This is a genomic window from Nocardia bhagyanarayanae, from assembly GCF_006716565.1.
Classification (GTDB): Bacteria; Actinomycetota; Actinomycetes; order Mycobacteriales; family Mycobacteriaceae; genus Nocardia; species Nocardia bhagyanarayanae.
The window spans coordinates 5,717,296-5,734,126 of sequence record NZ_VFPG01000001.1 but is presented as its reverse complement, the minus strand read 5'-3'; the positions used below and the strand labels follow the sequence as shown (position 1 = coordinate 5,734,126).

Here is a 16,831-nt window from a genome sequence, read left to right as displayed (position 1 = left end):
CGTTCAGGGAGGTGTGCGATGGTCGCCGAAGACCGGGTCGCCGTCCGAAAGCGCAGCGTGCGCGCCGCATCGGAGAACGCGGATCTCATCGACATTCCCCAGGCGAGCGTCATCGATCGCGTGCTGCGCAGGCTGCCCGAACGCCACCGGGTGCTGGCCGCTCCGCCGCGCGGCAGCGCGACCGTTCCGGTGCACGGCGATATCGGGCTGCCGTACCTGGGCCGCGCCCTGCACTACATGCGCTGGGGGCCCGCCGAGATGGTGGACCGCCACCGCCGCTACGGACCGGTGTCGCTGAACAGCTCACTCGGCATCGACCGGGTGCTGGTGTCCGGACCGGAGGCGATCGACGAGGTGCTCGGCCGCCGTCGCCGCGATTTCGGCCAGGGCTGGGACTACTTCATCGGCCCGTTCTTCCGGCGCGGGCTGCTGCTGCTCGAATTCGACGAGCACATGTACCACCGCAGGATCATGCAGCAGGCTTTCACCAGGGACCGCCTCGCCGCGCATCTTGCGGCGCTGACACCGGTGGCGCGCGCGGCGGTGGCGCGCTGGGTGCCGCCCGGCCGGGACCGGACCACCGTGCGGCTGTACCCGACCGTCAAGGAGTTGACGCTCGAGATCGCGGGGGAGACCTTCATGGCGGTCGACGTCGGCGCGCGGCGGCGCGACCTGATCGACGCCTTCGTCGACTGCACGCACGCCGGTCTGTCGATCGTGCGCCATCCGGTTCCCGGCGGGCACTGGCGCGCGGGACTGCGTGGCAGGCGGGTGCTCGAGCAGTACTTCACCGAGATGCTGCCCGCCAAACGGCGCTCGCAGGACCCGGACTTCTTCTCCGGCCTGTGCCACGCACGCAGCGAGGACGGCGCGGTGTTCTCCGACGCCGACGTGGTGAACCACATGATCTTCCTGATCATGGCCGCCCACGACACCACGACGACCACCGCCACCGCGGTCGCCTACTACCTGGGCAAACATCCGGAGTGGCAGCGCAAGGTGCGCGCGGAGGTGCTGGCGGCGGACGCCGAAACCGCCGAGGCCGCAACGACCATCGCGGACCTGGACCGGCTGCACGATCTGGATCTCGTGGTCAAGGAGGCGCTGCGGCTGATGCCGCCGGTGCCGGGTCTGGTGCGCCGCGCCGTGCGCGACACCGAGATCCTCGGCCACTACATTCCCGCGGGCACCGCGGTCGACCTGGCCTATCAGGTCAACCACCTGCTGCCCGAGTTGTGGACCAGGCCCGAGGTGTTCGATCCGCTGCGCTTCGCCGAGCCGCGCCGCGAGGACCACTCGCACCGGCTGGCGTGGTTGCCCTTCGGCGCGGGCGCGCACAAGTGCATCGGCATGCACTTCGGCACCTTCGAGGTGAAGACCCTGATCTCGGCGATGGTGCGCGAATACGAGTGGGAGATCCCCGACGACTATCGAATGCCGTGGGGATTCACCACGATTCCGTTCCCGCGCGACGGCGCCCCCATGCTGCTGCGCCGCCGCGCGTGATCGCGGGTCAGCGACCGGCGAGCAGCATCTCCGCGACCTTGGTGTCGGTCTCGGCGCCCTCGGTGTAACCGCCCGCCTCGCCGAGCGAGCTCATGATCGCCAGCGTGTACCGCTCGTCGGGGCCCGCGAAGCCGACCGAGTTGACCACCCAGCCGCCCTGCTCGGCCGACCAGCCGTTCTTGAGTCCCGGCCGCATGCGAGCGCCCGCGCCCCAGACACCCCAGTGCTGGTTGTAGTCGACCGAGCGCATCCGGTCGAGCAGGTAGCCGCGGTCGTCGGGGTGCATCGCGGTGAGCACGTGATCCATCAGCCGGTCCAGGTCGGCGGCGGTGCACTTCTGGAACGACCAGTCGGGGAAGAGCGCGGTGCTGGTGGGCTGCGGGACGAGCGAGACCATGCCGTTGGCGCGGAAGGCGTTGTTGTACGCCATCCGGTCGATGCCGGCGTACTTGTTCCAGAGCAGGTCGGTGGCGGCGTCGTTGGAGGTGGCGAGCATGGCCTCCATCAGGTTGCGGTCTTCCGGCGTGAGCCCGATGGCGCCGACGCGTGCGCGGTTCAGCAGGTCCGCGGCGATCGCGAGCTTGATGGTGGAGGCCGTCCACACGGAGTTCTCGGCGTGCTCGTTCGCGTACACCCCGCCGGTCACCCGGTCGCGCACGACGTAGCCCGTGACGCCGGGGCGCGTCTTGAGGTAGGCGTCGACCGCGGCGATGCGACTGCTCATGTCGCAATCGAAGCCGGCGAGGCACGCGGCGGAGGCGCGCGGCGCGGCGGTACCGGGCAGCAGGGTGGGCGCGCTCGGGATCAGGATCGCCGCGGCGGCCAGGACACAGGCGGATGCGGCCACGCGGGGAACTGTCCGGGTGGCGGCCATGGGGTAACGCACGAGGGACCACGATCGCACATCCGCGCCGCTGACGCACGTCTTGAGCTCGGCGGGAAGGTGTGTTACAGCGGCCGTTGCGCGCTTGCACCGCAGCGAGTTTCGCGGCGCCGCGGTTCAGGTGAAGGCGGCGCGCAGTTCTTCGACGGTGCGTCCGTTGAGCCGATAGCAGTGCTCGAACGCCTCGGTGTGGCGGTCGCGCGGCCAGGTGTGCAGGACGACAGTGCGGCCGTAGTGGCGCGAGTTGACAAGCTCCCATCGGTCACCGACCCTGCGGACCGTGAACCCGCCTCTCGGCAATAGGGGAATCACCATCGCATCCATGAACGCGAACCAGCCTTTCGAAGCAGCTCTCCCGTTCCTCCCCGGTGGAGGACTCTCGCACACGGGTCCGACGGATTCGGCGTGACACGGCCGAGGATTCCGTTCGCGTGTGGCTCAATTCACTCGCCGACGGGCGGGGCGGCGCGGTTGCGCGACGGTCGCTGGCGTATAAACGTGCAATGCCGCTGCACATCCACCGGGCCGAGCGCGCCGACGCCCTGGCGGACGCGCTGGCGGAGTTGTTGGCGACGCCGCAGCCGGATCCGTTCGCGGCGGAGGTCGTCGCGGTGCCCGCCAAGGGAGTGGAACGCTGGCTGACCCAACGGCTGTCCTCGGTGCTCGGCGTCTCGGCGGGCGGCTGCGACGGTGTCGCTGCGAATATTCGGTTCCCGACTCCGGCGGCGCTGGTCGCCGAGGCGCTCGCGGCGAGCGCCGGTGTTGCCCAGGACGACGACCCGTGGTCGCCGCAGCGCACCGTGTGGACGCTGCTGCTGGTGATCGACGCCGCGCTCGGCGAACCGTGGTGCGCGGTGCTCGCCCGCCACCTCGGTGGTGCCGACCTATCCGGTCGTGACCACCGGATCGGCAGGCGCTACGCCACGGCGGCGCATCTTGCGGCGCTGTTCGACAGTTACGGCGCCCAGCGACCGGCGCTGATCGCGGAGTGGGCGGCGGGCGCCGACACCGACGGTGCGGGTCGTCCGGTGCCGGAGGATCTGCGGTGGCAGCCCACGCTGTGGCGGCGGTTGCGCGCCGAGATCGGCGTGCCGAGTCCCGCCGAACGGCTGGACGCGGCCTGCGCCCGACTGCGCGCCGAACCCGCGCTCCTCGAGCTGCCGCAACGACTTTCGCTGTTCGGGGTGACCCGGTTGCCCGCCGATCAGCTGGCGGTTCTGGCGGCCATCGGGCACCACAGGGACGTGCATCTGTTCCTGGCGCACCCCAGCCCGGTCATGTGGTCGGCCATCGCGCAGCTGCCGCCCGCGGTGTCCCGTGCCACCGATGCGTCCGGGCGGTCGGTGCGTCATCCGCTGCTCGCCGGGCTGGCGCGGGATGTGCGCGAGTTGCAGCAGCGGCTGTCCGAGCCTGCCGCGGGCGGGTCGGATACGCATCTCTCGGCGGCCGCCGCGTCCGGTGCGGAACCGCGGCTCGCGGCGGACGGATCGAATGCCGTTACGGGGACCGGCTTCTCGGCACCGTGGGAGCGCGGTGTGCGGCAGACCGAGACCTCGCTGCTCGCCGCGTTGCAGGCGGGCATCCGCGACGACGCGTGGCCGCCGACCGAACTCGTCCCCGCCGACGACAGCGTGCGGGTGCACGCCTGCCACGGACCGGCCAGGCAGGTGGAGGTCCTGCGCGAATGCCTGCTCGGCCTGTTCGCGGCCGATCCCACGCTGGAACCGCGCGACGTGCTGATCATGTGCCCGGAGGTCGAGGCGTACGCGCCGCTGGTGCGCGCCGCGTTCGGCTCGCGCGCGGGATCCGGCGAAACAACCACGGAGGCAGCCCATCCCGCGCACACGCTGCGGGTGCGGCTGGCCGACCGCGGCCGTGGCGTGACCAATCCGCTGCTGGCGGTGATCGGCGTGCTGCTGGAGCTGGCCGACGGGCGCGTCACCGTCACCCAGGTGCTCGATCTCGCCGCGTCCGAAACCGTCCGGCGACGTTGCGGATTCGACGACGACGCGATAGAGCGGCTGCGCGGCTGGGCCGCCGAATCCGGTGCCCGCTGGGGGATCGGGCAGCGCCAGCGGCAGGCGTTCGGGTTGGCCGATTTCGCCCAGAACACGCTGAACGGCGCGGTCGACCGGATCCTGCTCGGTGTCACCGCCGACGAATCCGCCGACGACTGGCTGGATCTCGCGCTTCCGCTGGACGACGTGGACAGCAACGACGTCGATCTGGCCGGTCGGTTCGCGGAGTTCATCGATCGTCTCGCGGTGTGCCTGCGCGATCTGCGCGGTCCGCGTCCGGCGCACGAGTGGGCCGCGGTGCTCGGCCGGGCGCTTGACCTGCTCACCGATGTTCCCGACAGCCAAGCCTGGGTGCGCACCGAGGCGCGCAGGGAGATCGCCGCGGCCACCGAACACGCGGGCGCGGTCCCGCTGCGACTGGCCGACGTGGCGGTGTTGCTGTCGAGCAGGCTGGCCGCCCAGCCCACCCGCGCCAACTTCCGCACCGGCGAACTCACCGTCTGCACCATGGTCCCGATGCGGTCGGTGCCGCATCGCGTGGTGGTGCTGCTCGGGCTCGACGACGATGTGTTCCCGCGCGCGAGCGGCGTGGACGGCGACGACGTGCTCGCGCGCGAACCGCTTCTCGGCGAACGTGATCCGCGCAGCGAGGACCGGCAGCTGCTGCTGGACGCCGTGCTCGCGGCGCGGGAGAAGCTGCTGCTCTTCCACACCGGCGCCGACCCGGTCAGCGGCGCGCACCGCCCGCCTGCGATCCCGGTCGCCGAACTGCTCGACGCGCTACGCGCCCACGTCGGCGTGGACGGCATGGACGCCGTGCTCACTCGCCACCCGTTGCAAGGCTTCGACCGCCGCAACTTTCACGCCGACAGCCCGTTCAGCTTCGACACGGTCGCACTGGCGGGCGCGCTGGCCGCGGGCCGCCCGCCCCGGCCACGGCCCCCTTTCCTGCCGGAACCGCTGCCCGCGCCGGAACCGTCGGATGTGGCGCTGGCCGACCTGATGTCCTTCGCCGAACACCCGGTGCGCGCCTTCCTGTGGCAGCGGCTCGGCCTGCGGGTGCCCGAACACGAGGAGGACATCGCCGACCGGCTGCCCATCGAACTCGACGGCCTCGCGAAATGGGAACTGGGCGAACGCATGCTGACCGCACGGCTCACCGGCGCCGACCCGAACGGGCTGCGCGCCGCGGAGTGGCGGCGCGGCACGTTGCCGCCGTTCGGGCTCGGCGGCGCGGTGCTCGACGAGATCGAGCACACCGTGGACAAGCTGGTGCGCGCCTCGCTGCCGGACTACGAGGGCCAGGCCAGGGCCGTCGACGTCGCCATCGATCTCGGCAACGGCCGCATGCTCACCGGCACGGTGCCGGAAGTGCGTGGAGAAACGTTGGTGCGCACGACTTTCTCGCGACTCGCGCCCAAACATCGCATCGCCGCGTGGGTCGCGCTGCTCGCGCTCGCCGCGACCGAGGACCGCTCCTGGCGCGCGGTGACCACCGGGCGCGGCCAATTCGGCCGCCCGGCATGGCGTTCCGTGCTCACCGCGCCCGACGCACCCGCCGCGGTGGCGATCCTGCGGGAGCTGGTGAAGCTGCGCGACGCGGGCCTCACCGAGCCGCTGCCCGTCGCCCCGACCGCGACCGCGGCCTACGCCGAACGCCGCTTCCGCGGATCGACCGCGGAGGAGGCGTTCGCCGCGGCCGAACGCGAATTCAACGGTGGCCCCAACGGTCCCGGCGCTTTCGGCGATCACACCGACCGTCACCTGCGCTACGTGTGGGGTTCGGCGCCGCGGTTGGAGCACCTGATGGATAGCCCGGCCCCGGCGGGTGAGCCGGGGGAGACCACCCGGTTCGGCGCCCTGGCGCGCCGCCTGTGGGCGCCGCTGCTCGGCGCGGAAAGCCAGGGGCAGCCGTGATCTCGATGCCATTCCCGCACCGGTTCGGGCTCCGACCCGGCGTGTCTGCGCGCGTTCTCGAGCGGGCGTGGTGCGATTCCTACGGGCGGCTGTTCGGCGCCCTGGTCGACGAGGTCCTGGTGCGGGGCGAAAGGCGGTGCGTGGCATGACCGTTGAGGACGCCGTCCGCGCCCCGTCGGTGGACACGATCGCGCCGTTCGACCCGTACGGCCCGCTGCCGAGCGGCACCACGGTGCTCGAGGCCAGCGCGGGCACCGGCAAAACGCACGCCATCGTCGGGCTCGCGGTGCGCTACGTGGCCGAGGCGGGTGTCGAGATCGGCCAGCTGCTGCTGGTGACCTTCAGCCGGGCCGCCACCCAAGAGCTGCGCGAACGCGCCCGCGACCGGTTCGTGGCGGTCGCGGTCGCGCTGGCCGACGCGTCGGCGGCGCGGGCGCACGCCGACGAACTGGTCCGGCACCTGGCGGACGCCGACCCCGACGAAGTGCGGCGCAGGCGAGCCAGGCTGCTCACCGCGCTCTCGGATTTCGACGCCGGCACCATCGCCACCACCCACAGCTTCTGCCAGCGCATGCTCGACGAGCTGGGGCTCGCGGGCGAACACGATCCGGGTTCGCGCCTGGTCGAATCGGTCGACGAGCTGACCTGCACGGTGGCCGACGACCTCTACCTGCACCGCTATGCTCGTGCGACGCCGCCGTTCTCGCTGAAGGATGCGCACAGCCTCGCGCTGGCGGCGGTTCGCGACCGGCACGCGCGCCTGGTACCGCGCGGCGACGGGACCGCGGGGGAGCGGGTGGCCTTCGCCGAGGCGGTGCGCGCCGAGACCGAGCGCCGCAAACGCCTTGCCGGACTGCGCGATTTCGACGATCTGCTGGTGCTGCTGCACGACGTGCTCGCCGATCCCGACCACGGCCCGCGCGCCTGCGCCCGCATCCGGGATCGCTACCGCGTGGCGCTGGTCGACGAGTTCCAGGACACCGATCCGCTCCAGTGGGACATTCTGCGCCGCTCCTTCCACGGCGAGACGACCCTCGTGCTGGTCGGGGATCCCAAGCAGGCCATCTACGCCTTCCGCGGCGCGGAGGTGCTCAGCTACCTGGACGCGGTCGCGCACGCCGACCGGCGCAGCGAGCTCACCACCAACTGGCGCAGCGACGCCGGACTGCTGGCCGCGCTGGAGCGCGTGCAGGGCGGCGCCGCGCTCGGCCACCCCGAGATCACCGTCTATCCGGTCGCCGCGACGCGCCCGTGGTCGCGTCTGTCCGGGCCTGCCGGGTTGGTCACCCCGATGCGGGTGCGGTGCCTGCCGCGCACCGGGGCGGGGCCGCTGAACAAGTCCGGCTTCCCGTCTGTTGGCCGCCAGCGCGCCAAGGTCGCCGACGACCTCGCCGCCGACATCGTGCGGCTGCTGGAATCCGATGTGCGAGTGACGGTTCCCGCGCCGAAGGTGCTCGCGGGGTCGGATGGGCAGGCGCGAGAATCCTTGCCGGACAATGGCATCGACGGTGTGGTCCGCCGCCCGGTCGGGCCGGGCGACATCGCGGTGCTGGTGCGCACCCGCTCCCAGATCGATGTGGTGCGGGCGGCGCTGGACCGGGTGGGCGTCGCCTCGGTGCTGGCGGGCGGCACCAGTGTGTTCGGCACGCCGAGCGCCACCGACTGGCTGTGGGTGCTGCGCGCGCTGGAACAGCCGCACCGTTCCGACCGCGTCCGTTTGGCCGCGTGCACGCCGATCCTGGGCTGCACCGCGGCCGACATCAACAGCGGCGGAGCCGATCTCGTCGGACGGGTGAGCGCGCAGCTGCGCGAGGCGGCCCGGCTGTTCGCCCGCGCCGGATTCGCCGCGGTCTTCGAAAAGCTCTCCGCCGAAACCGGTCTCGCGCCTCGGCTGCTCTCGATCGAGAACGGCGAACGCCAGCTCACCGATCTCAGGCACATCGCCCAGCTGCTGGATCAGGTCGCGCTCACCGAGGGGCTCGGCCTGACCGCGCTGACCCGCTGGCTGGCCGACCAGGTGCGCGACCCCGCCGCGAGCGCCGTCGCCGACCGCTCCCGCAGGCTCGACCGCGACGCGGCGGCCGTGCAGATCGCCACCGTGCACGCCAGCAAGGGGCTCGAATTCCCCATCGTCTACCTGCCTTTCGCGTGGGACAGCGCCAAGAACCCGTACCCGGCCACGCTCCTGTTCCACGACGACGACGGCGCACGAGTACTCGACGTGGGCGGTCAAGAGGCCGTCGGCTACGCCGAGCGCAAGCTGCGCAGCGAAGCCGAGGAGGCGGGCGAGGAACTGCGGCTGCTCTACGTCGCGCTGACCCGCGCCATGTGCCAGATCGTGGCCTGGTGGGCGCCCGCCATCACCACCGCCGCGGCGCCGCTGCATCGGATGATCCTCGGCCGCCCCGACGGCGGCGAGACGGTTCCCGGCCGGGCCGCCGTGCCCGCCGATCAGCAGGCGGTGCCGATGCTGGCGGCGTGGGCGGCCGCCGCGCCCGAGGCGATCTCGGTGACCGCGGTCGAACCGGCCGAGGACGTCGAACCGCGCCGGGTGCGCATCGAACAGCCCGGCGGCGACCTCGCGGCCGCGCGCTTCGACCGCGTCATGGACCAGCAGTGGCGGCGCACTTCCTATTCCGCGCTCACCGCGGGCGCGCACGAGATCGCCACGGACACCGAGCCGGAGGACGAACGCGGACCGGAGGACGAGCCGTCCGCGCCGCCACTGGACGCTGCCGAACCGGCCACCGTGGCCGCCCCTTCCCTGATGAACGCGCTGCCCTACGGCGCGGAGTTCGGCACCCTGGTGCACGGCGTGCTCGAGCGGATCGATACCGGCGCGGCGGATCTCGACACCGAGGTGCACACCCGCTGCCTCGCCGCGGTCGAGGAGTTGATGGCGGACATCGATCCCGCCGTGCTCGGCGCCGCACTGCTGGCCGTATTGCGTACGCCGCTCGGATTCGGTTGTCTCGCCGATCTTTCCCGCCGTGACCAGCTCGCCGAGCTGGAGTTCGAGCTGCCGCTCGCCGGTGGCGACACCCCGGCCGCGCGGGCGGCGACGCTGCGCGGCATCGCGGATCTGCTGCGCGAGCACCTGCCGCCGGACGACGACCTGGCGTCCTACGCCGACCTGCTGGCGGGCCTGGACGACATCCAGCTGCGCGGCTACCTCACCGGCAGCATCGATGCCGTGCTGCGCGTCACCGATCCCGTGGGCGCACCGCGTTTCGTCGTCGTCGACTACAAGACCAACCGCCTCGGCACCGGCGACCTCACCGTCGACCACTACACCAGGGAGCGGATGGCCGCCGAGATGCTGCGCTCGCATTATCCGCTGCAAGCGCTGCTGTATTCCGTTGCGCTGCACCGGTACCTGCGCTGGCGGCTGCCCGGCTACGACCCGTCCCGTCACCTCGGCGGCTGCCGCTACCTGTTCGTCCGCGGCATGGTCGGCCCCGAGACGCCGCCCGGCCGAGGCGTTTTCGACTGGACTCCGCCGGTCGCGCTGGTCACCGCACTGTCGGATCTGCTCGCGGGAGAGGTCCGATGACGTCGATTCGATCGGGGCGGCGGGGGCTCGGAATGTTGCGGGTCCTGAACGGGGCCGATGGACCGTCGTGGGGCGAGAATTCGGCAGCGGCGCGGTTCACGCCGGTCCTCGGTGCGTGGGACCTGCGACCGGCCGCCGTGTGCGCTCCGCGGTCGGGTCGGCGCGACAGCGCGGGGGAGGCATCATGACGTCGATTCAGTTGGCGCAGCGCGGCACCGGGCTGCTGCGGGTCTTCAACGAGGCCGGTGTGTTGTCCGCGGCCGACGTGCACGTGGCGCTGCGGCTCGGGCGGTTGGGGCGCGAGGACTCCGAGGAGGTGCTGTTCGCGGCGGCCCTGGCCGTGCGGGCGGTGCGCTCGGGCTCGGTGTGCTTGGAGCTGAACCGGATGCGCGAGATCGGCGTCGACGCGGACGAGGACTGGGACGCGGGGGCGGGCGTCGACCCGGCGACCCTGCCGTGGCCGGACATCGCGGCGGTGACGGCCGCGCTGAAGGTCAGTCCGCTGGTCTGCGGCGGACCCGCGGGTCCGCTCTGCCCGCTGCGGCTGGTGCCGCCGCAACGCGGCGACGACGCCGGCCCCCTGCTCTACCTGGACCGTTACTACCAGCAGGAGCAGACCATCCGGCGGGTGCTCACCGAACGCGCGGCGACCCACCCCAAGATCGACGTCCCCGTCGTGCGCCGGGAACTGGACCGGCTGTTCGACAGCCCCCTGGGCGAGGGACCCGACCGGCAGCGCCTCGCCGCCGCGCTGGCCGCCACACACTGGACCACCGTGGTGGCGGGCGGGCCGGGCACCGGGAAGACCCACACCATCGCCCGCGTCCTCGCGCTGCTCGAAGCGCACCGCAGGGCCGATCCCAAGGCCGCCGCGCTGCGTATCGCGCTCGCCGCGCCGACCGGTAAGGCGGCCGCGCGGCTACAGGAGGCGGTCCGCGAACAGGCGGGCGACCTGGGCCTGCCCGAGCTGACCGCCGCCACGTTGCACCGCCTGCTCGGCTGGCAGCGCGGGCGCCGCACCCGGTTCAAGTACCACGAGTTCAACCGCCTGCCCTACGACGTCATCGTGGTCGACGAGACCTCCATGGTGTCGCTCACCATGATGAGCAGCCTGCTCGCCGCGCTGCGCCCGGACACGCGCCTGGTTCTGGTGGGCGACCCCGACCAGCTCGCCTCGGTGGACGCGGGCGCGGTGCTCGCCGATCTGGTCGCGGGACCCGTTGTCGGCGAACCGAATCCGGTGCTCGACGAGATCATCGGTGCGGGCGTGCACGAGCCCGGCCACGACGCGGAGGCGCTCACGCCGCTGGAGCGAACGCGGCTGCGCGGCGGCATCGTCCGGCTCACCAGGGGGCGGCGCTTCGGCGGGCGGATCGCCGATCTGGCCGTCGCGGTGCGCGCGGGCGACGCCGACGCGGCGCTGGAGTTGCTGCGCGCGGGTGGTCCCGAGCTGTCGCTGTGCGCGCCGGAGGACACCGCGCCGGTGCGCGGAGACGTGGTGCGGGCGGCGCGGGCCGTCACCGAGGCCGCGGTCGACGGCGACGCCGCCGGTGCGCTACTGGCGCTGGAATCGCACCGGCTGCTGTGCGCACACCGGCAGGGCCCGTTCGGCGTGGAGCGCTGGGACCGGATGGCCGCGGACTGGGCGGCGGCCGCCGGCGCGGGACCCGACACGCATTACGCGGCCTGGTATCCGGGGCAGCCGCTGCTGGTCACCGCCAACGACCACGAGGCGCGCATCTACAACGGCGACACCGGCGTCATCGTCCGCATGCCCGACGGATCGCTGCGCGCCGCCCTCCAGCGCGGCAGCGAGCCGTACCTGGTGCACCCGACCCAATTCCCCGCGGTGGTCACGGTTTTCGCCATGACCATCCACCGCAGCCAGGGCAGTCAGTACGACACCGTCTCCGTCGTGCTGCCCGAACCCGAATCCACACTGCTCACCCGGGAACTGCTCTACACCGCGATCACCAGGGCCCGCAAGCACGTGCGCATCATCGGCACCGACGAGGCGATCCGCGCGGCAGTGGACCGCCGGGTGCTGCGCGCCAGCGGACTCTCCCGGCGCGAAACCCGCTGAAAGGTAGACACCAGAGCAGCTCACGCAGCGACGTCGAATCAGCTCAGCGAGAAGAGATCGGCGACATTGCGATAGCAACGACGTCCGCGTCCTCGGCACTCGGCGCTACATGCGCTGAACAGTAATCACGGCGTGGGTTGCGCAGCGACGCTGGATCAGCTCAGCGAAAAGAGATCCGCCGCATTTCGATAGCAAACCCGCCCCACCCAATCGGCGCCGAGTTCCAGACGCTCGAGGGCTTGGATGGCGTGGCCGTAGCTGTAAGGGATATTCGGGAAATCGCTGCCGAACAGGATGCGCTCGCCGTACTCGCGCACGCGGCCGTACTCGGCGACGGGGAACGGCGCGTCCGCCTCGCTGAAATCGGTCCACACCATCGTGGTGTCGAGGTAGACGCCGTCGTGCCGCTCCGCCAGGTCGAGGAACTGCGCGTACTCGGGGGTGCCCATGTGCGCGACGATCAGCCGCAGGCGCGGAAAGCGTTGCAGCAGTTCCGCGATCGGCTCGGGACCGGTGAACCGGCCGGGTGCGGGTCCGGACCCGCAGTGGATCAGCGCCGGAACGCCCGCGTCCTCCAGTAGTCCCCATACCGGGGTGAGCAGCGGGTCACCGGGCGGGAAGTCGCCGACCTGGATGTGCACTTTGAAGACTCGCGCGCCGCGTTCGAGCGCGGTCGCGACGTAGTCCGCCGCGCCGGGCTCGGGGTAGAAGGTGGCGGTGTGCAGGCAGTCGGGGGTGCGGGCGGCGAACTCGGCGGTCCAGTCGTTCAACCACGCGGCCATCTCCGGCTTGTGCGGGTACACCAGCGACGTGAACGCGCGAACGCCGAAGTCGCGCAGCGTCTTCAGTCGCACCTGCTCGTCTTCGCGATAGGCGATGGGCCAGCTTCGGCCGATCAGCGGGCCCACCGAATCGAAGTACGACCACACCTTGCTCAGCACCCGTTCCGGCATGAAATGGGTGTGCACGTCGATGATTCCGGGCAGGTCGAGTCGCGCGCGGAAGTCGGCGAGGTAGGTATTGTCGTCGTCGATCACCGAGGGTCCTTCGTCGGGCGGTGTGAAGCGGGCTGAGCGTGCGTCATGCGCGGCTCTCCCGAGGGGGGATAGAGGTCCTTCGCGAAATCGCCGACTCGGGCGATGAGCCGATCGAAGAACAGCTCGGGGTCGGTGCCGACGACGATGTCCGCGTTGGGTTCCCGTCCCCACATGCCCACCCAGTCGGCCACCGTCGTCGCCCGCGTCAAGGCGCCGGTCAGCTCGACGTCGACGGTCGCGGGCCTGGTGCGGGCCAGGGTCGGGTCGAGGGCCACCGCGGCGGCGAAGGGGTCGTGCATGTGCGCGAGATAGCCCTGGTCGTAGGCGCGGTGGAACTCGAAGTAGAACCGCACGGCGTCGGACACATGGCGCACAACGGGATTCGACGCCGCCGATCGGGTGCCCGGCACGTCGTCCTCCGACACCGTCTCCGCGGGGTGGCTGAGCGCGCGCTCGGCGAGCAGCGCCAGGTGCTTCGGATACATCTCGATGGTCTCGGTGATGTCGAGGGCGCACACCACCGGTCGGCGATCCGGCGGGGCGGCGGAGAAGGCGTCGAACACCTCCTTGGCCGACTCGGGATCGACGTGCACGTTCCACTCGTTGGTCGGCGTGGTGTTGCCAGGATGGTTGAACGCGCCGCCCATGATGACCAACCGGCGCAGCAGTCGCGGCAACTCGGGTTCGATGCGCAGCGCCAGCGCGAGATTGGTGAGCGGGCCGGTGCACAGGCCGACGATCTCGCCGGGATGTTCGCGTGCCAAAGCCACCCACATCTGCGCGGCCGTGCGGTTCGAGCACGCGCGCCGGGCCACGGGCAGTTCGGCGTAACCGAGGCCCTGCGGGCCGTGGGTGTCCTCGGTGGTGCGCAAGGGGATGGCGAGCGGTTCGGCCGCGCCGAGGGCGACCTCGATCTCCGGCGCCCGGCACACATCCAGCCACGCGAGATTGTTGGCGGCTACCTGCGCGGCGGGCACATTGCCCGCGGTTGCCGCGATACCGAGGATCTGCGCCTCGGGGGAGGCGAGCAGGTACAGCAGGGCCAGCGAATCGTCGATTCCGGTATCGACGTCCACGATCATCTTCTGCCGCACGATTCGACAGTAATCGACTCCGCCGGGCGCGCTCCGTCCAGTGCCCCGGGTGCGGCCGGAGGCGCGTGGCGATGCTCGGGCAACCGCGGCTCCCTCATCGAGGCCTCTGCTATTGAACGGACGTCTAGGACATACGTCTGAGACATGCCGTACTCTGGCTCGCATGGGAAACCGTGAAGACCTCTTGGCCGGAGCCCGCAAGGCGATCATGGAGCGCGGCGTGGCCAAGACCACCGCTCGCGACATCGCGAACGCGGCCGGGGTCAGCCTGGCCGCCATCGGCTACCACTTCGGTTCCAAGGACCGGTTGATCACCGAGGCGCTGGCCGAAGCGCTCGGCACCGGCATCGGCGACAGCATGGGTGAGCTGATCGCGGCGACGAAGGGGCGTCCGATGCCCGAGGCCTTCGCGTCGATGATCGACGGACTGCCCGCGGTGTTCGCCGCCAATCGCGAAGGCATGCTGGCCAGCATGGAGAACCTGCTGCGCATGGCTCGGTCGCCGGAATCGCAGCGGTTCATGTCCGAGAGCCTCCCGCAGGCGACCGCCGACCTGGCCACCACTCTGCGCGAAACCCACCCGCATCTGACCCAGCGGCAGGCCGAAGCGATCGGGGAACTCTATTTCGCGCTCACCCAGGGTCTTTCGGTGCTCTGGTTGATCAACCCCGACGGCGCGCTACCGGACGGAGCCACCCTGTCGACCGCCTTGGCGGCGCTGGCCGACGCGCCCGAACCGCCCTTTGACTCCGCTCGATAGAGAAATGGATCCGACGGGAGTCGAATGGTGGCTGCGAAACCTTTCGCAGCCACCATTTCTCTCCCGTCGATCGACCGTGGACTGACGCGGCATTGCTCGCGCCGCTGTTGTGCACGCTGCGCAAGAATGCCAGGGGTGGCGTCTCTGAACCTGTAGTCCCCGTGGGGCGATGGACCCGGCCGATTCCCACCGCCGGGACCGTCACTCGTCGTGGGTCAACGGCCCTGCGGGGATATCGCGCAGCTTGCGCACCGAGACCACCGCGATGGCCAGTGCGGCGATACCGGCGATGGCCGCGGTGATGTGCACACCGTGCAGGAATGCTTCGCGCGCCGCCGCGAGCACGGATTCGCCGAGGGCCGTCGGCACCTGGGTCGACACGTGGACCGCCGCGCCCAAGGTGTCGCGGACCGACCCGGCGTCCGCCTCGGACAGCCCGGCGGGCAGCGAGGACGACAGGTCGCCGCGGTAGATGGCGATGCTGATGCTGCCTAGGATCGAGATGCCCAGCGCGCCGCCGAATTCCGCGCCGGTTTCGGAGACGCCCGAGGCGGCGCCCGCCTGCTCGGGTGGTGCGGCCCCGACGATGAGTTCGGTGGTGATGCCGAAGACCGGCGCCAGCCCGAGCGCGGAGATCACCGAAGCCGCGAGCGCCAGACCGTATCCGCCGGACGCGCTGAGCTGCGTCATCATCAGCAGCCCGATACCGGCCATGGTCAGTCCGCCGCCGATCAGGTAGGCGGGACGCACCAGTTGGACCAGCCGCGGCGCCAGCTGCGATCCGACGATGAACCCGATACCGGAGGGCACCATCACCAGACCCGTCGCCAGCGGTGACATCGCGAGCACCAGTTGGAAGTACTGCGCGACGAACAGGAAGTAGCCGAACGCGACGAAGATGCCGACGATGTTGATCAGCAGCGCGACCCGGAACCGGCTCAACCGGAACAGCCGCAGGTCCAGCATCGGATCGGCGCTGGTGAGCTGACGCCGGACGAACAGCGCGCCTAGCGCGGCGCCCCCGATCAGGCCCGTGAGCGCCGCCATGCCGACACCGTCCTGGGCGATCTTCTTCATGCCGAACACCACCGCGATCATGGCTCCCACGCACAGCGCGGCGCTGATCGGATCGAGCCGCCCCGCCTCGGGGTCGCGGAACTCGGGAAGCACCTTCGGGCCGAGCACCAGCAGCAGCACCATGACCGGCACCGCGAGCAGGAACACCGATCCCCACCAGAAGTTCTCCAAGAGCACGCCACCGAAGATCGGCCCCACCGCGCCGCCTGCCGAGAACGCGCCGACCCACACGCCCACTGCCACCGAACGTTGCCGTGGATCACGGAACATGTTGAAGATCAACGACAGGGTGGACGGCGCGAGCGTGGCTCCCGCGACGCCGAGTAGCGCCCGGCAGACGATCAGCGCCTCGGCGGTGGGCGCGAACGCCGCGACCACCGAGACCACCGCGAACGAGGCCGCGCCGATCATCAGCATGCGGCGACGGCCGATCCGGTCGCCGAGGGTGCCCATGGTGATCAGCAGACCGGCCACCATGAAGCCGTAGACGTCGATGATCCAGAGCAGCTGCGAGCTGGTCGGATGCAGGTCGGCGCTGATCATCGGCACCGCGAGGTGCAGCACCGTGAGGTCCATCGCGTAGACGAGGCAGGCGAGCGCGAGCACCAGCAGGCCCACCCACTCGGTACGTCCGGCGAGCGCGGGGGTCTCGCCGCGCACGCTCTCGTCGACGATGTCCACGGTGCGAGTTCCTTCCGGCGTGCCGATGTCGATGGCTGTCATGTGTGTGCAGACGACGGGTGAACTCACATTTCATCGCCCGCGCGCCACCGAGCGCAAAGGATTTTTCGCGGTCGGCCGGGCGCGTCGATGTGCGGTACCACTGGGTCGCGGGAAGGAGATTTATTCAGTGGCGTGCGATCGGGCCGGAGCCCTACAGTTCGGTGCATTGGCAATCCGAAG

10 protein-coding genes are annotated in these 16,831 nt (G+C 71.2%); 5 read left to right on the top strand and 5 right to left on the bottom strand.

Annotated features, from left to right (window positions below; genetic code table 11):
* Positions 1-18 precede the first annotated feature (18 nt).
* Positions 19-1,506: a cytochrome P450 gene (locus tag FB390_RS25085; RefSeq protein WP_141811160.1), complete on the top strand. Its 1,488-nt coding sequence runs from the start codon at positions 19-21 to the stop codon at positions 1,504-1,506.
* A 7-nt stretch (positions 1,507-1,513) separates the two neighbouring features.
* On the opposite strand, the gene FB390_RS25080 is transcribed toward FB390_RS25085, so the two are convergent.
* Both FB390_RS25080 and FB390_RS25075 read right to left on the bottom strand, forming a co-directional pair.
* Positions 1,514-2,353, bottom strand: coding sequence for a serine hydrolase (locus tag FB390_RS25080; RefSeq protein WP_425465883.1), 840 nt, complete (start codon positions 2,351-2,353; stop codon positions 1,514-1,516).
* 153 nt (positions 2,354-2,506) lie between these two features.
* Positions 2,507-2,704 carry a hypothetical protein gene (locus tag FB390_RS25075; protein WP_246124200.1) on the bottom strand — a complete coding sequence of 66 codons (198 nt, stop codon included), beginning with the start codon at positions 2,702-2,704 and terminating at the stop codon, positions 2,507-2,509.
* A gap of 188 nt (positions 2,705-2,892) precedes the next feature.
* Here FB390_RS25075 and recC point away from each other — a divergent pair, with 188 nt between their 5' ends.
* The 3 genes from recC (at position 2,893) to recD (ending at position 11,960) form a co-directional block, all read left to right on the top strand.
* Positions 2,893-6,324, top strand: a complete 3,432-nt coding sequence (recC, locus tag FB390_RS25070; protein WP_141811158.1) for an exodeoxyribonuclease V subunit gamma — start codon at positions 2,893-2,895, stop codon at positions 6,322-6,324.
* A 145-nt stretch (positions 6,325-6,469) separates the two neighbouring features.
* Positions 6,470-9,877 carry a UvrD-helicase domain-containing protein gene (locus FB390_RS25065; RefSeq protein WP_141811157.1) on the top strand — a complete coding sequence of 1,136 codons (3,408 nt, stop codon included), beginning with the start codon at positions 6,470-6,472 and terminating at the stop codon, positions 9,875-9,877.
* Positions 9,878-10,061: 184 nt separating this feature from the next.
* Complete coding sequence (recD, locus tag FB390_RS25060; protein WP_141811156.1) at positions 10,062-11,960, top strand: exodeoxyribonuclease V subunit alpha; 1,899 nt, start codon at positions 10,062-10,064, stop codon at positions 11,958-11,960.
* Between the two features lie 155 nt (positions 11,961-12,115).
* On the opposite strand, the gene FB390_RS25055 is transcribed toward recD, so the two are convergent.
* Together FB390_RS25055 and FB390_RS25050 are read right to left on the bottom strand one after the other, a co-directional pair.
* On the bottom strand, positions 12,116-12,997 hold the full coding sequence (locus tag FB390_RS25055) for an amidohydrolase family protein (protein ID WP_141811155.1): 882 nt from the start codon (positions 12,995-12,997) through the stop codon (positions 12,116-12,118).
* Positions 12,994-14,079, bottom strand: a complete 1,086-nt coding sequence (locus FB390_RS25050) for a nucleoside hydrolase (RefSeq protein ID WP_185757276.1) — start codon at positions 14,077-14,079, stop codon at positions 12,994-12,996. The genes FB390_RS25055 and FB390_RS25050 overlap by 4 nt, the downstream gene beginning before the upstream one ends.
* A gap of 175 nt (positions 14,080-14,254) precedes the next feature.
* Here FB390_RS25050 and FB390_RS25045 point away from each other — a divergent pair, with 175 nt between their 5' ends.
* Positions 14,255-14,851, top strand: a complete 597-nt coding sequence (locus tag FB390_RS25045; RefSeq protein ID WP_141811154.1) for a TetR/AcrR family transcriptional regulator — start codon at positions 14,255-14,257, stop codon at positions 14,849-14,851.
* 201 nt (positions 14,852-15,052) lie between these two features.
* On the opposite strand, the gene FB390_RS25040 is transcribed toward FB390_RS25045, so the two are convergent.
* Positions 15,053-16,651, bottom strand: a complete 1,599-nt coding sequence (locus tag FB390_RS25040) for an MFS transporter (RefSeq protein ID WP_141811153.1) — start codon at positions 16,649-16,651, stop codon at positions 15,053-15,055.
* Positions 16,652-16,831: the final 180 nt, after the last annotated feature.

What these genes read in the sequence shown, in the direction of transcription:
- FB390_RS25085 (WP_141811160.1), top strand. Translation starts at nt 19, where the DNA reads ATGGTCGCCGAAGACCGGGTCGCCGTCCGAAAGCGCAGCGTGCGCGCC.
- FB390_RS25075 (WP_246124200.1), bottom strand. Translation starts at nt 2,704, where the DNA reads ATGGTGATTCCCCTATTGCCGAGAGGCGGGTTCACGGTCCGCAGGGTC.
- recC (WP_141811158.1), top strand. Translation starts at nt 2,893, where the DNA reads ATGCCGCTGCACATCCACCGGGCCGAGCGCGCCGACGCCCTGGCGGAC.
- FB390_RS25065 (WP_141811157.1), top strand. Translation starts at nt 6,470, where the DNA reads ATGACCGTTGAGGACGCCGTCCGCGCCCCGTCGGTGGACACGATCGCG.
- recD (WP_141811156.1), top strand. Translation starts at nt 10,062, where the DNA reads ATGACGTCGATTCAGTTGGCGCAGCGCGGCACCGGGCTGCTGCGGGTC.
- FB390_RS25050 (WP_185757276.1), bottom strand. Translation starts at nt 14,079, where the DNA reads ATGATCGTGGACGTCGATACCGGAATCGACGATTCGCTGGCCCTGCTG.
- FB390_RS25045 (WP_141811154.1), top strand. Translation starts at nt 14,255, where the DNA reads ATGGGAAACCGTGAAGACCTCTTGGCCGGAGCCCGCAAGGCGATCATG.
- FB390_RS25040 (WP_141811153.1), bottom strand. Translation starts at nt 16,651, where the DNA reads ATGACAGCCATCGACATCGGCACGCCGGAAGGAACTCGCACCGTGGAC.